We start from the raw sequence: 13870 nt of genomic DNA, 5'->3' as shown, positions 1-13870 counted from the left end.
TACATCAGCAATAGAAACACGGTGTACACAGGAGAAAAAACGAAGCAATGCTTTTAATTTTTTTTCGTGATTTCAGTGTTTCTGTGGCAAATGAAATTGTAGCAATGAGTTTAGTAAAAGCGAAAAAACATTTAGGTCAGCACTTTTTAACCGATAAAGGCATTGCCAACCGGATTGTAGAAAGTTTGGTGAATACCGATAAATACAACCAGGTTTTAGAGGTTGGTCCTGGCATGGGCATTTTATCCGACTTTTTGTTGGAACGCGAAGATTTACAAACCTATCTGATTGATATCGACACAGAGTCGTTTCATTTTTTAAATGAAAAATACCCTCAGCTTGGAGACCGGTTGATTAACGGAGATTTTTTGAAACTAGACTTTGATGCCATTTTTCCAGGCAACTTTGCTATAATTGGTAACTTCCCTTACAATATTTCCTCACAGATTTTATTTAAGATTTTAGATAACCGCAATAAAGTTGTGGAAATGGTTGGAATGTTTCAAAAAGAGGTTGCACAGCGCTGCGCAGCACCATCCGGAAACAAAGAGTATGGCATTTTAAGTGTCTTTCTTCAGGCATATTATAAAATCGAATACCTGTTTACAGTGAAGCCCGGCACTTTTAACCCACCGCCTAAGGTTAATTCTGCTGTAATCCGTTTAACCCGTAATGATGTACAGCAATTGGATTGTGATGAAAAATTGTTTTGGCGTGTAGTAAAGGCAGGGTTTAATCAGCGAAGAAAAACCTTACGTAATGCTTTATCTGCAGTAATGCCAAAAGATAAAATGGATGATCACATCTATTTTGAAAAACGTGCAGAGCAACTCACCGTTGATGATTTTGTGGCACTAACGAAACACGTCAGTTCATTGATGTAATTGTATCATTATTGTTGTCTTGGCCAGACAGGCTTTTTTCTTTTGACAACAAAAGAAACAAAATTGCCGGCTTCCAATTTTTCTTTTAAAGTTTCTGTTGAGGCTAAGCTTATGGATTCCGAAAAATTGACCATGCCGGTTTAAAACTTAACGTTGAAACAGTGCTTTGGATTTGCAAAGCGATTATGGTTATGCAAATATTGAGTTTTCTAACCCCTTGGTTGTTTATGTATTCGCTAAACAGAAATTAATACATCGTTATTGCTGAAGGAGGAAAGAAGAAGCAATCTCTTATTCTCTGCTTAAAATCTAATGTAATTTCTTGCCCGTATAAGATTCTTAATGGCATTCAGAAAGACAAAACATGGCAATGCATATGGAGTAAGCGGGTCATTTTTTCTTGCAAAGCCATGATTATTTTAATTGAATTTCTCCTTTCCTTTGCGCTGTAATTTTAGAAAACATTATGATTAATTATCGCGAAATTTTTGAAGAGCAGGGAATGGATTATTCCACTTACCGTCAGTTGGTTGATCAGCTTTTAGCCGAAGGGCAAACAACCGGTCCGGATAATTCAGAAGCAATGCTGCATTACAGTAAAATGAATGTGCAAAGAATGAATAGGGTAGATAAAACAGTGGCCTTAAATGCAGACTTACAAATGGTTATTTCCGGTTTAAAAGCTAAATATAAACTACTGGTTATTACCGAAGGCTGGTGCGGAGATGCAGCACAGATTATTCCAATATTTAATAAAATTACTTTAACTGCACCAGATAAATTTGAGCTTAAATTTGTGTTGCGTGATCAGAATCTTCCACTTATTGATGCGCATTTAACAAACGGAGGCAGAGCAATTCCTGTGCTTTTGGTATTAGATGAAAATAGTGAAAATGTTTTAGCAAAATGGGGACCTCGTCCACAGGTTTTACAAACCTTACTAGCCGATTGGAAAAAGGAAAGTAGTGACATGATGGTAATTGCCGAAAAACTACATGGATGGTATGCAAAAGATAAAACGCAAACCACTCAGGCAGAATTAAACGGTGTGCTAAAAAGCCTTAACTAATTTATTGATAAAGCAGGGTTGTTAATCTACAGATACGGTTAACCCTTCTTGTTGAAGAATTTTACGGTAAACCTCCATTTCGGTAAAAGAGCCTTCTAAAACCGGGCATTTTCCATCGTTATGTACTTTCCAGGCAATTTTTTCTGACTGAGATTCGTTATAATCCAAATACTTCATCATGCAGTAAATTACATGATCAAAGGTATTTACATCATCATTCCACAAAATAAGGCGATGTACAGTTTTAATAGAAGTTAAAATTTCTTCGAGGGTAAAGGTTTCTTCCTGTGTTTCTGTAGCCATGTTGCAAAAATAACCAAATTTTACGGAAGATATAATATGTTTTTGTGGAAGATGTGTTATGTAATAAGGAAAATAGGTTTTTGCAAACCGTTGTAGAGTTGTATCTTACCTCTCTCTTTTATCTACCGTTTCTTTTAATACTTTTGCTAACCAAATAAAATAAAGAGCATGCATCAATCTAAAATTGCCGGAATAGGATATTATGTTCCGAAAAATGTATATACCAATAATGATTTGAGTCGTTTTATGGAAACCAGTGACGAGTGGATTCAGGAGCGAACCGGTATTAAAGAGCGAAGGTTTGCAGACCGGTATGAAGAAACCACTACCACAATGGGGATTGAAGCTTCGAAAATTGCCCTGGAAAGAGCTGGAATAACAGCAAAAGAGGTAGATTTTATTGTATTTGCTACACTTAGTCCTGATTATTATTTCCCGGGTTGTGGGGTACTGCTTCAGCGTGAAATGGGCATGGGCGAAATTGGCGCTTTGGATATTCGCAATCAATGCTCTGGATTTGTATACGCACTTTCTGTGGCAGATCAGTTTGTAAAAACAGGTATGTACAAAAATGTATTGGTGGTTGGAAGTGAGAAACACTCTTTTGCAATGGATTTTGAAACGCGAAGCAGAAATGTATCGGTAATTTTTGGTGATGGGGCAGGCGCAGTAGTATTACAACCAACGGATGAGCCCGGGAAAGGAATTTTAAGCACGCATTTGCACAGCGATGGTGCAGAAGCTGAAATTTTAGCGATGTATTATCCCGGATCACATGCTAATAAATGGCTAAAAGATAAACCTGCATATCCTGAACAGGAACTGGGTGGTTTGTTTATGACGAAAGAAATATTGGAAAGTGGTGCCGCTTTACCTTACATGGATGGACCTGCAGTATTTAAAAAGGCGGTTGTTAAATTTCCTGAAGTGATTAAAGAAGCTTTAGCTGCAAATAACCTGACGGAAAAGGATATCGATATGCTGGTGCCACATCAGGCTAATCTGCGCATTAGCCAATATGTACAAAACCTGTTGGGGTTAAGCGACGACCAGGTTTTTAATAATATTCAGAAATACGGAAATACAACGGCAGCTTCGGTGCCAATTGCGCTGTGCGAAGCCTGGGAAGCTGGAAAAATAAAAGATGGGGATTTGGTTTGTTTGGCAGCTTTTGGATCAGGTTTTACCTGGGCAAGCGCCTTAATCAGGTGGTAAAAAATCTGGAAAATTCAAAAAGGTAGATTTAGAATTTGTGAAATAATAAAAAAGGGCATCAAATATTTGATGCCCTTTTTAGTTTTTAGTTTTTATTTTCCGGCAATAAAATCGCCTAAATAACTGCATTCGCCTACAGCGGTTTCATAAAAAGGTGTTTTAGCATATTTCAGCTTTAATTCCTTAAAATACGGGTTGTTATAATTTGCTCTAATAAAATCTTTATACTTAACATCGTTCGTGTTGTAATAGGCAAACGACATTGGGTTAGCATTCATGATGATTTGTTTTTGGGCACATTTTGCAAGCATAAAAGTACATTTAGCTTTAAAATTGGGATCTGTACTTAACGCTCTGGCCTTTAAATACCAATTTTTAGCCGTTTGTGCTTTTTTGTAATCTATATCGTAACCATATTTTGGCTTATTGTAATTATCATAAGTAGACCAGTCGTAACTAATTAAAAACCAGCTGTTTCCGTAATATCCGGTTTGATAAACCGCATTAGCCATTTTATAGTAATATAATGCAGCATTCTTTTTATCGCTTACAATAAGCTTTTGTAAACGCAACATTTCTTTAGCAAATTCCTTTTTGGTTATATTGGCCTTAATCGCCACATATTGTTTAGGATAATCTTTAATGGTTTCAATAAATGGATTGGCATAAAGTTTCGAATTTGCATCTTCAGCATACCAGTTTTCAGGGCTGAAATATTCATAACCCGCAGATACTTTGTTGAACATATTTAGCGCTTTTTCATACTGATGTGTACGTAAATAAGTAGTTCCGTACAACTCATAAAAATCATCGTCTTTTAATTGATTTAATGCCCTTGCCAGTAAACCTGTTAAATCATTTCCCTTTGCTTTAGTCTTATAAACCGCAATACCCTGCATACTTTTCGGACTTAAATATTGTCGCCAGAAAGAGGTGCTTTGGTAGCTCATGTTTTCAAATAATGAGTTTTGATTTAACGTCTTGTACTTCAAGTCGCCTTTTACCATCGCCAAAGCTGCTTTTGCGGTATCACCCATGCTAATATAAGCCGGAGCCAATATTTGCTGATAAAAGTTTCTGGCTGTTAACGTAAATCGCTTGTTTTCGTTACCCCATCCATAATATCCCTGACCTTTAGGCTGTTCTTTATTTTCTTCAAAACGTTTTTCATCCAACCATTTTAATGTGCCCATCAAATCATTTTCATTAAAGGAATTTCCTTTTTTTATGTTTTTAGATTTAATTAAAAGATCAATGATTCTATATTGATTTTGAAGTCTTTGCGGTAGTTTATCCGGGTTTAGAATAGCAAGGTAATTGGCAGCAAGAAAATCTTTATTCTCCATCCACGATAAATAGGCAGCAGTTAAAGTGCCCAGTTCAGGCTGTGGATATTTTTTCTCAGAAGCAAGCTTTACGGCAAAATTTCTAATCTGGTTTAGGTATTTAAGGTTTTCATTTTTAATACTGTCTTTATATTGGCTACCTTCTCGATCATCGTAAAAATAATAGCTATAAGATATTTTTGCAATGTCGTTAGCTGAAATTAAACGCTGCTCTAACTTATTAACCTCGCGTACCAGAAGTGCACCATTTAATAAACTTTTTGGCTCCAGCTGATAGACTTTTTCTAAACCTATTTGGCCCGGATCAGAATTTCCAAAACTACTTATCGCCCAAATATTGGCCTTTTCGTTATTAGTTTTCGCATATTTTAAAGCATTGTTTACTGGTGTGCTGGTATAAAAATAATTTTTATAAGCCTGAACCCTTCGTTCCGGATTTCCAGCGAAAACTCTCGAAAATAAAAAAGCAGCTTCTTCGGGATTTCCGGTTTTACGTACAGACCCTGCGTATAAAGCTAAGCCCCAACCTTTAACAGCACTATTGGTTTTATTTGTTTTTATAAAATTGTTGTAAGCCGATTTGCAGGCATCAAAGGCACCCGCATAATGGAACATTCTTGCGGTTTGATAAGCGTAACGAAGCTTTAAAAAATCATCTTTTTCGACCGTTGTTAATTTTAAAGCCTCTTCACCTTTTTCCTTCATGGCCATACTATCCCGTGGTTGCGGATTCCAAAGGTCAAATTCCACATTGGCTAAAGGCTCGCAACTTTTGGCAAAAACATAATATTTTAAAGCGCTTTTGTTTTTACTTAAACCCTGTATAAAGGTGTTACTTTGTAAACTATCCGGCAATTCGCTAATAGAACCATTATATTTAGAAAGTTTTACGCTTGTGGCACTATCAGCCTGGTACATTACCTTAAACACATCATTTTCCTTTACATCAAGGTATTTGGCCCATTCGCGGCTATTTATTTCAGGTTCACTTTCCACATCATCTTCACTGTTTAAATAAGCCATTTGGTTATAAGCAAATGGCGAATATTCATCACCCTCCACATTGTTATGGAAATAAGAGATGTAATAATCGTAAGGATCTATTTCTCCTCCACAAGCAAGATTTATGGCTATTTCGCCAAAAAATGTGAGAAAAAAAACGCTAAAAATCAGCAATAACTTTTTGAAAGTTTTCATGTGTAAAATGTTTTAAAAGGTCAATGTCGAGATGGTAGAAAACGAGATTTCGTTCTTCTGAAGGTAAATATCGAGATAAAAATCTGGATGAAGCAAGCAAATCGTTTAAAGTAATTTCTTCCCATCTGATCTCATCGTCTTTTTTCAATCCGGCCACAGGGTAATCCACTAATAAAGCATATAAATTGGAATCTCCTTTGCGTTTAAAAAGTTTCTTATCCTGAAACAGGGTTTTATTAAGGCGTTTGGATATCCCGGCATATTGCTGCTTTCTAAACACAACAGCCCATTCGAAAATAGGTAAAGCAACATCTAATTTTAAAGGATAACTTTTTAGATCATTTTTTAAATATAACTCCATTTCGTGCATATCTAAAATAGAATTTTGAGGCCCATACTTACGCAAATTTCCCATATTGTAACACATCAGCATTACTTTTTTAACGGGAGGGATTCCGCTTGTTGTCAGGTTTTTAACCTGATGTAGCCGTAACGTAACCGAAATGGTTTTCCCTTTCATTAATGGATTTTTTTGTAACTGATTAAGGAAATTAAAATATTGAACACGTGTTGTTTTTGTCCAGTCGCAGTCAATTTGCAACTCGTTGTAATTTTGTTTCCCGGCCTGCTTAACCTTTGCATCAACAAACCTGGCAATGCGGCTGGCCAGTTCTCCATTTTTTAAAGTATCGAGATTATTGAACATCTGATTTACAATATATACCACGGGAATAATGTTAACCTGGGCAGGCAAAGGATCAGAAAATTTGATTGGCGATACCGGAACGGGTTGTTGGGCATCGGGATCAAAATCGACATCCATAATGCGCACGTACAGAGATTTTGATTTAAACAAATCCAAATAATTTGTTTCTGTTTTTTTATTTTGATAATCGGTTTTCCAGTAATAAAAAGTTGGATGTACCACTGGTTTAGGTTTACAGCCGATTATAAAAAGAACAGAAATTATTAAAATACTTATCTTGCGCATATCAATTAATTCATCAAAAATAGCATAAAATGCGGGCAGTTTTACAAAGAGTTACACAAGCAAGTTGCGTAGTGGAAGGCAGCACAACCGGAAGGATAGAAAACGGATTTCTGGTTTTATTGGGTATCGAAGATGCAGACACCATGGAGGATTTAGACTGGCTTGCACAAAAAATTGTTGGTATTCGGGTTTTTAGCGATGAAAATGGTTTGATGAATAAAGCGTTGGCCGATGTTGGTGGAAACATTCTCTTAATTAGTCAGTTTACCCTGTTTGCTGCAACTAAAAAAGGAAACCGCCCTGGATTTACAAGGGCTGCAAAACCTGATGTTGCCATTCCCTTATATGAGAAAATGATTGAGAAGTTATCGGCATTACTAGGACAAAAAGTTGAAACCGGAATTTTTGGCGCTGATATGAAAATCAGTTTATTAAACGATGGCCCTGTTACGATTGTGATGGATACGAAGAATAAAGAATAATAGGCGGGTTAAATTAATAGTATTGTTCGTTAGTTTAAGCAAATTTATTAGTTGATGCAGGCATTAAAAACTTGTGTGTATATGTAACTAATTAATTAAAGAACGATCAAAAAAGGAGATGTAATTTTTTAGGCAGTTTTATAGCTGAAAGCGATTATATTAGATTTAAATCAACCTGCTTCATTATTGATACAATGAATAAAAATTCGAAACCACTGCCCGAATATTTTTGCCTCCTGTTTTTTATACTGTTAAAATTAGTACTGTCTTTTTTGCTTGTAAATTCAGTTTACGAATTACACCGGGATGAATATTTACATTTAGATCAGGCTAACCATCTGGCTGCGGGTTTTACCTCTGTTCCGCCTTTAACCTCTCTTTTTTCCTGGTTAATTAAAGCTTTAGGAAATGGCTTTTTCTTCGTTAAACTTTTTCCTGCATTATTTGGAGCTTTTACAATCGTTTTTTGCTGGAAAATTGTTGATTTTTTGAAAGGAGGCTTACTGGCAAAATGTTTGGTCGCCGTAGCTTGTTTGTGTTCTTCATTTTTGAGACTAAATACGCTGTATCAACCTAATTCTTTTGATGTTTTGGCATGGACAGCCATATTCTATTATTTGTTAAAGTACTTTGATAAGAATGAAGCCAGGTACCTTTATTATTTTGCTTTTTTTACTGCTTTGGGCTTTTTAAATAAGTACAACATACTTTTCCTTCTTATTGGTTTATTGCCAGCTATATTAATTACCTCAAAAAGAAAAATATTCACGGATAAACATCTTTATTTTGCCATTCTTTTTGCGCTATTAATTATTTCGCCAAATGTAATCTGGCAAATTAATCATCATTTTCCGGTGTTAAAGCACATGAAAATTTTGCAGGAAACACAACTGGTTCATGTAAATCGTATTGATTTTTTTATCGGTCAAATCCTCTTTTTTATCAACTCAATTTTTATTCTGTTGGCAGGTATTGGGAGCTTAATTTTTTATAAAGACTTTCAGAAGCACCGCTGGGTAATCCTCACTTACTTGTTTACCATTATAGTATTTAGCTATTTTAAAGCTAAAGATTATTATGCTTTGGGCTTGTATCCGGTTTTGCTGGCCTTTGGAGCAGTTTATTCAGGTCGTTTTTTATCAAAAAGATATACTTTAACCATATTGCTGTTTGCTTTTACAATAGGTTCGTTTATTTATTTGATGCCGCTTATTATGCCGGTTTATAGTCCGGATCAAATTGTTGCCCATCATAAAAGATTTGAAAGGGTAGGCATGCTCAGTTGGGAAGATGGTAAAAATCATCAGCTGCCACAAGATTATGCGGATATGCAAGGCTGGAAGGAAATGGCTAAGCTCACGGATATGGCTTACCAACGGGTTAAAGATAAATCAGCTGTGCTGGTACGTGCAGACAACTACGGACAAGCGGGAGCGGTTAATTATTATTCAAAATATAAAAGCGGTTTCGTATAATGCCGACTATTTATATTGGTTTAAGCTGGATAAGCCGGTTAAAGATTTAATTTTTATAAGAGAATTTAACGAAAGTGACCCGGAAAGAAAAAGAGAAAAACCTTATTTTAGGAAAATTACTAAGATTGGTGAAGTAACAAATAAGTTTTCAAGAGAGTACGGGACAAGTGTTTTCTTGCTGGAAGATGCCAATATAGATCTTAACAAAATACTTCGGTCTGAAATAAAGGAAGAACAAAATGACAATTAATGAAGCACAACAAGCTGTAGATAACTGGATTAAAACTACTGGAATCCGCTATTTTAATGAGTTAACCAATACGGCCATTTTAATGGAAGAAGTGGGAGAAGTTGCCCGTATTATGTCGAGAAAATATGGAGAACAATCTTTTAAAAAAAGTGATGAAGAAGTAAACCTGGCCGATGAAATGGCCGATGTTATGTTTGTATTGATTTGTCTGGCCAATCAAACTGGAATTAATTTAACCGAAGCCCTGGAAAAGAACCTCGAGAAAAAAAAAATTCGCGATGCTGACAGACATAAGAATAACGAGAAACTGAAATAAATCGGAGTTCTTTAATGAAGCGTCTGAAGTCTATCCAACAAACTCCATTAACGTACGGTAAGCAACAAAACGATTTTTAAATTTTGTATTTAAATCTTCCTGTAATGCGGGTGCGTGAATATTTAAGTACTGATTGTATTGCTCCTGACTTTCTGCGACATACTGTACGCAATAAGTAATGCCTTCGTTTGGCGAATCCAATACTTTTAATAACCGGTGCGATACAAAAAGACCTGTAGCCATTACTACAGGAATATGAATATCCTGAGCCCATTGCAACCACTCTTCGGCAGCAGCATCATCTAAAATTAAGGTTACGTTGTATAAAAGCATAACGCAAAGATAGACTTTTATGCAGGGATGTAAAATGAAATATGCATTCTAAACCCCATCACCTCTTAAATTTCGGAATCTCTTTCTGGCTTCAGCACTGAACATGCTTCCGGGATAATCGGTTATTAATTTTTGGAAATAAAGTTTAGCCTGAATAATATCGTTTAGCTTTTTTTCATATAAATCAGCCAGTGTAAAAAGAGCATCATCAGTCCAGATGCCATCTTTAAAATCTTCGGTAACCTTTTTTAGTAGGTCTGCAGCCCGCTGGAAATCACTGGATTTAATAAAAATCCTGGCTTTACTCATCATTACTGCATCAGCTAGGCTATTTTGAGGGTAGGCAAGTGTAATGCTATCCAGTTTTTTTACTGCCTCACCGGGCAAATTTCTAAATACTAACATTTCTGCATCGGCATACATTTTCAGCGCATTGCTGTCTGCAGGTGTTTGAATGTTATCCGTAATCAGTAAACTTAAATTTAAGGCATCATTGGCAATCAGTTGAGAAGTAGCTGCCTTTAAAACTAAACATTGTCCGTTGCTGTATTCAAAATTGCCCTGGTAAAAAGAAAGTTTAGCACTCCTAAAACGGGCCTCGTTGCCAATGGCTTGTCCTTCAAATTGCTTGCTTACCTGTTCATACACTAAAAAAGCTTCCCAGGGTTGGTTGGTTAAAATATAAACATCGCCGAGGTCTAATTTAAGCTGACCAATATCTGTGCTGTTTATTCCGGACATTTTTATTGCCTCTTCAAGCACTGTCCCGGCTTTTTCGGGGTGTTTTAAATAATAGGCTTGCAGGATAGACCATTTTTTAATTGCGAATAAAGTATTTTTATTCTTACCATATTCATCAATTAAGGTTTGATAGTCTTTTGCCAATAAGTCTAAATCGGTAACGTTATATTTTCCGGCAGTTTGAATATTGTATCTGGTATTTAACAATTCAATTTTCGAAGGTAAATAATAAGCATTTTCCTTCCCCTTGGTTTGTAAATATTCATATGCTTTAATGGCGGTTTCGTAGGCTCCGTTATCTACAAAAGTATAAATGGCATTAAATAGGGTTCCGCCATCTGCTTTTGTACGTTTGTCAAAAGCAATTAACTGGCGCAGGGCCATATCATATTCCTGTTGCTGAATGTAATTCCAGGTTAAAAGCTGCACATAAATTTCGGCATCAGGTTCTTTCTGGATTTTCTTTAAAATACCAATCTGGAAGTTTTGATAATCACTTTTGTCCTCAAAAACTGCAGGCAAAACAGCTTCGGCCTGTGCCAATAATTGAGGCATTGAACTTAAGGCATCCAGATATTCCTGCATTAGCATAGGTTTATCTTTCTTAAACCTGTAAATGTTGATCAACTCGAAAGTGAAAAGCTGATTATTGTTGAGTAACTTTCTACCTTGTTTGAAGGTTTGGATAGCGAATTCATAATTTTCAAAGCGATAGAAATTATTCGCCAGTGACCGGATGGCATATTCATCTTTAGGGAGCTTATTAATGGCTTCGGTAAAAATTTTACTTGCGGAGGTCAGATCACCTTTTTCCTGGTAAAGCTTGCCTAATGCTATAAGGTAAATTTCATTTTGGGAGGATTGTTTGATTTGTTTTTTGACCAGCTTTTCGGCAACATCATATTTTTTAAGTTTAACTAAACAATTAAAATATAAATCAAAATAAGCTTCGTTATTCGGAGTGGAAAAAAGCTTTTCTAAAAGAACAACTGCTTTCTCATAATCACTTGCCTGATAGTATTGAATGGCTAAAGCACTTTCATCCGGAGATATTTGTTGATTGGAGCGAAATGTCTGAGCATTTACACCATTGTATAGCAAGAAAAATACGATGAAAAGTAAACGTTTCATACTCGCTAAATTAAAAAAATTAAATGAAGTTAAAAAAGCGGCAACCTCAAAAGATTTTGTCTGTTAAAATCTATAAAATTTAAAATATTTGTAGTATTTTAAAGATACAATAATAATGTTACCTGAGTTTTCTTTACAAAGAAATTTAAATCCTAAATTGAACCACATCCCATAATTAGTAACATTGTTGGTGTATATCATATTTAAGTAGTGATGAAGTTTATTTTTGTGCTCCCGGGAGAAAATTATATGGTTAATAGAGTATTGATATTGGTTTTGGTTGCTTTATTTTGTGCCTGTAAAGGTTTCGAAGAAGGGAAAACCATACCCATCGATGACTTCTTTAAAACGCAGGATAAGGCTTTTTATCACATCTCTCCGGATGGTAAAAGCTTGTCGTATATTAAGTTACAGGATAAAAAGCCAAATCTGTTTGTAGAAGATCTTGCAACTGGAAAAAGCTTGCAATTAACTCACCTTACTGAAAAGACTTTAAGTTTTTATACCTGGACTAGTAACGATGAACTGATTTACTATACAAGGGATGATTCGAAAGACAGGAAATCTGATCTTTTTGTGATTAATAAGGATGGGAGCAAGCAAATTCAATTGGGTTCAAATGAAAAAGCCCGAATGGATGTGATCGAAAACCAACTTATTGATGATAAGTACATTATTGTTTCATCTAATAAACGCGATTCTTCTGTGTTTGATGTTTACCGCTTAAATGTTAGAAACGGTAAAATGGATATTGCGGCAAAAAACCCGGGCAACATTACCGATTGGATTACAGATAACAAGGGAATCCTTAAAATGGCAATTGCAAACGATGGGGTTAATAAAACATTAATGTACCGCGAAAACGAAAGTCAGCCTTTTAAAGCGGTTATTACCAATAATTTTAAAACCACACTGGATCCGGTCGCGATTGCAGAAGATCAACCTGATGTGCTTTATGCAATCTCGAATGTTAACCGGGATAAGAATGCTTTGGTTGAGCTTGACCTGAAAACAGGAAAGGAAAAGAAAATTCTTTTTGCCAATGATACCTTAAATGTAATCGAAGCAAAATACTCCAGGGCGAAGAAGAAAATGATTTTTGTAACCTGTGAAACCTGGAAAAAGGAAAAATTCTATCTGGATTCTACAATACGGGTTAATTATAATAAAATTGATGCTTTACTACCAGGTACAGAATGGCGTGTGGAGGATAAGGATAAGCTGGATAATGTTTTTGTGGTCAGAACCTTCACTGATAAAAATCCGGGATCTTATTATTTATATTTTGCCGATCAGAATAAACTTAGGAAACTGGCAGATATTAATTCTTCAATAAAAGAAGAAGATATGTGCGAAATGAAGCCAATTAGTTATAAAAGTGTTGATGGATTAACCATCAATGGTTATTTAACCTTGCCAAAAAATAAAAAGGCTTCTAATTTGCCACTGGTAGTACTTCCGCACGATGGTCCAAAATGGCGCAACAGCTGGGGTTACAATGCAGATGTTCAGTTTTTAGCTAACCGGGGCTATGCCGTATTGCAGGTAAATTACAGAGGTTCTATCGGTTATGGAAAAACCTTTTATGCAGCAGGTTTTAAACAGCTCGATGATAAAATACAGGAGGATGTTAATGCTGGGGTGAGGTGGCTAATTGAGCAAAAAATTGTAAATTCAAAAAAAGTTGCCATTTACGGAAATGGTTTCGGGGGATATATTGCTTTAAACTGCTTATATAAAAACCCTGATTTATACAGTTGTGGCGGATCAAATTCGGGCGTAATAAACTTGTTTAGTTATTTTAAAATGATACCCCCGTTTTTAAAATCTAAATTGCAGATGTACTATGAAATTGTGGGCAATCCAATAACCGATACTGAATATGTACGGTCTGCTTCGCCGGTTTTTCATGCCGATCGTTTCCGTGCGCCTGTTTTTATTGCACAAAATCCGAAAGATCCGCATATAAATATTGCTGAAGGGATTCAGTTTATTAAGGAATTACAAAAAAGGGGGGTTGCTGTAACGCATATAGAAAAAGAAGAGGGACCTGATCCGATAAAAAGACAACAGAGCCGTTTAGTTATGTATAAAGCATTGGAACAGTTTTTAAAAGATAATATCAACAGAAAATAGC

Annotated in this window: 13 protein-coding genes; 8 read left to right on the top strand and 5 right to left on the bottom strand. The window is 35.7% G+C overall.

Annotated elements, in window-relative coordinates; translation table 11 throughout:
* Nucleotides 1–104 precede the first annotated feature (104 nt).
* Nucleotides 105–884 (top strand): 16S rRNA (adenine(1518)-N(6)/adenine(1519)-N(6))-dimethyltransferase RsmA, encoded by a 780-nt coding sequence (rsmA, locus tag O0955_RS02065; protein WP_269426593.1) that lies wholly within the window; start codon nucleotides 105–107, stop codon nucleotides 882–884.
* Between the two features lie 466 nt (nucleotides 885–1350).
* Nucleotides 1351–1953: a thioredoxin family protein gene (locus tag O0955_RS02060; protein ID WP_269425866.1), complete on the top strand. Its 603-nt coding sequence runs from the start codon at nucleotides 1351–1353 to the stop codon at nucleotides 1951–1953.
* A gap of 21 nt (nucleotides 1954–1974) precedes the next feature.
* On the opposite strand, the gene O0955_RS02055 is transcribed toward O0955_RS02060, so the two are convergent.
* A complete protein-coding gene (locus O0955_RS02055; protein ID WP_269425865.1) occupies nucleotides 1975–2256 on the bottom strand; it encodes an ATP-dependent Clp protease adaptor ClpS in 282 nt (93 codons plus the stop codon).
* A 168-nt stretch (nucleotides 2257–2424) separates the two neighbouring features.
* On the opposite strand from O0955_RS02055, the gene O0955_RS02050 reads away from it, so the two are divergent.
* The gene (locus tag O0955_RS02050; protein ID WP_269425864.1) at nucleotides 2425–3471 is read left to right on the top strand and encodes a 3-oxoacyl-ACP synthase III family protein; all 1047 of its coding nucleotides are present in this window, start codon (nucleotides 2425–2427) and stop codon (nucleotides 3469–3471) included.
* Nucleotides 3472–3563: 92 nt separating this feature from the next.
* On the opposite strand, the gene O0955_RS02045 is transcribed toward O0955_RS02050, so the two are convergent.
* Both O0955_RS02045 and O0955_RS02040 read right to left on the bottom strand, forming a co-directional pair.
* On the bottom strand, nucleotides 3564–6014 hold the full coding sequence (locus O0955_RS02045; protein WP_269425863.1) for a hypothetical protein: 2451 nt from the start codon (nucleotides 6012–6014) through the stop codon (nucleotides 3564–3566).
* Entirely contained in the window at nucleotides 5980–7005 is a 1026-nt protein-coding gene (locus O0955_RS02040) for a hypothetical protein (protein ID WP_269425862.1), read from the bottom strand. The genes O0955_RS02045 and O0955_RS02040 overlap by 35 nt, the downstream gene beginning before the upstream one ends.
* A gap of 29 nt (nucleotides 7006–7034) precedes the next feature.
* Here O0955_RS02040 and dtd point away from each other — a divergent pair, with 29 nt between their 5' ends.
* The 4 genes from dtd (at nucleotide 7035) to O0955_RS02020 (ending at nucleotide 9528) form a co-directional block, all read left to right on the top strand.
* On the top strand, nucleotides 7035–7487 hold the full coding sequence (dtd, locus tag O0955_RS02035; protein WP_269425861.1) for a D-aminoacyl-tRNA deacylase: 453 nt from the start codon (nucleotides 7035–7037) through the stop codon (nucleotides 7485–7487).
* A 272-nt stretch (nucleotides 7488–7759) separates the two neighbouring features.
* Nucleotides 7760–8962, top strand: coding sequence for a glycosyltransferase family 39 protein (locus O0955_RS02030; RefSeq protein ID WP_269425860.1), 1203 nt, complete (start codon nucleotides 7760–7762; stop codon nucleotides 8960–8962).
* On the top strand, nucleotides 8895–9212 hold the full coding sequence (locus O0955_RS02025; protein WP_269425859.1) for a hypothetical protein: 318 nt from the start codon (nucleotides 8895–8897) through the stop codon (nucleotides 9210–9212). The genes O0955_RS02030 and O0955_RS02025 overlap by 68 nt, the downstream gene beginning before the upstream one ends.
* Nucleotides 9202–9528 carry a nucleotide pyrophosphohydrolase gene (locus O0955_RS02020; protein WP_269425858.1) on the top strand — a complete coding sequence of 109 codons (327 nt, stop codon included), beginning with the start codon at nucleotides 9202–9204 and terminating at the stop codon, nucleotides 9526–9528. The genes O0955_RS02025 and O0955_RS02020 overlap by 11 nt, the downstream gene beginning before the upstream one ends.
* A gap of 30 nt (nucleotides 9529–9558) precedes the next feature.
* On the opposite strand, the gene O0955_RS02015 is transcribed toward O0955_RS02020, so the two are convergent.
* On the bottom strand, nucleotides 9559–9861 hold the full coding sequence (locus tag O0955_RS02015) for a DUF4286 family protein (protein ID WP_269425857.1): 303 nt from the start codon (nucleotides 9859–9861) through the stop codon (nucleotides 9559–9561).
* Between the two features lie 48 nt (nucleotides 9862–9909).
* A complete protein-coding gene (locus O0955_RS02010) occupies nucleotides 9910–11733 on the bottom strand; it encodes a tetratricopeptide repeat protein (RefSeq protein WP_269425856.1) in 1824 nt (607 codons plus the stop codon).
* A 213-nt stretch (nucleotides 11734–11946) separates the two neighbouring features.
* Between O0955_RS02010 and O0955_RS02005 the strand changes: the two genes are divergently transcribed.
* Nucleotides 11947–13869, top strand: coding sequence for a S9 family peptidase (locus O0955_RS02005; RefSeq protein ID WP_269425855.1), 1923 nt, complete (start codon nucleotides 11947–11949; stop codon nucleotides 13867–13869).
* Nucleotide 13870: the final 1 nt, after the last annotated feature.

This window comes from Pedobacter punctiformis (assembly GCF_027213715.1).
Lineage (GTDB): Bacteria > Bacteroidota > Bacteroidia > Sphingobacteriales > Sphingobacteriaceae > Pedobacter > Pedobacter punctiformis.
This window is presented reverse-complemented; position numbering and strand designations above follow the sequence as displayed.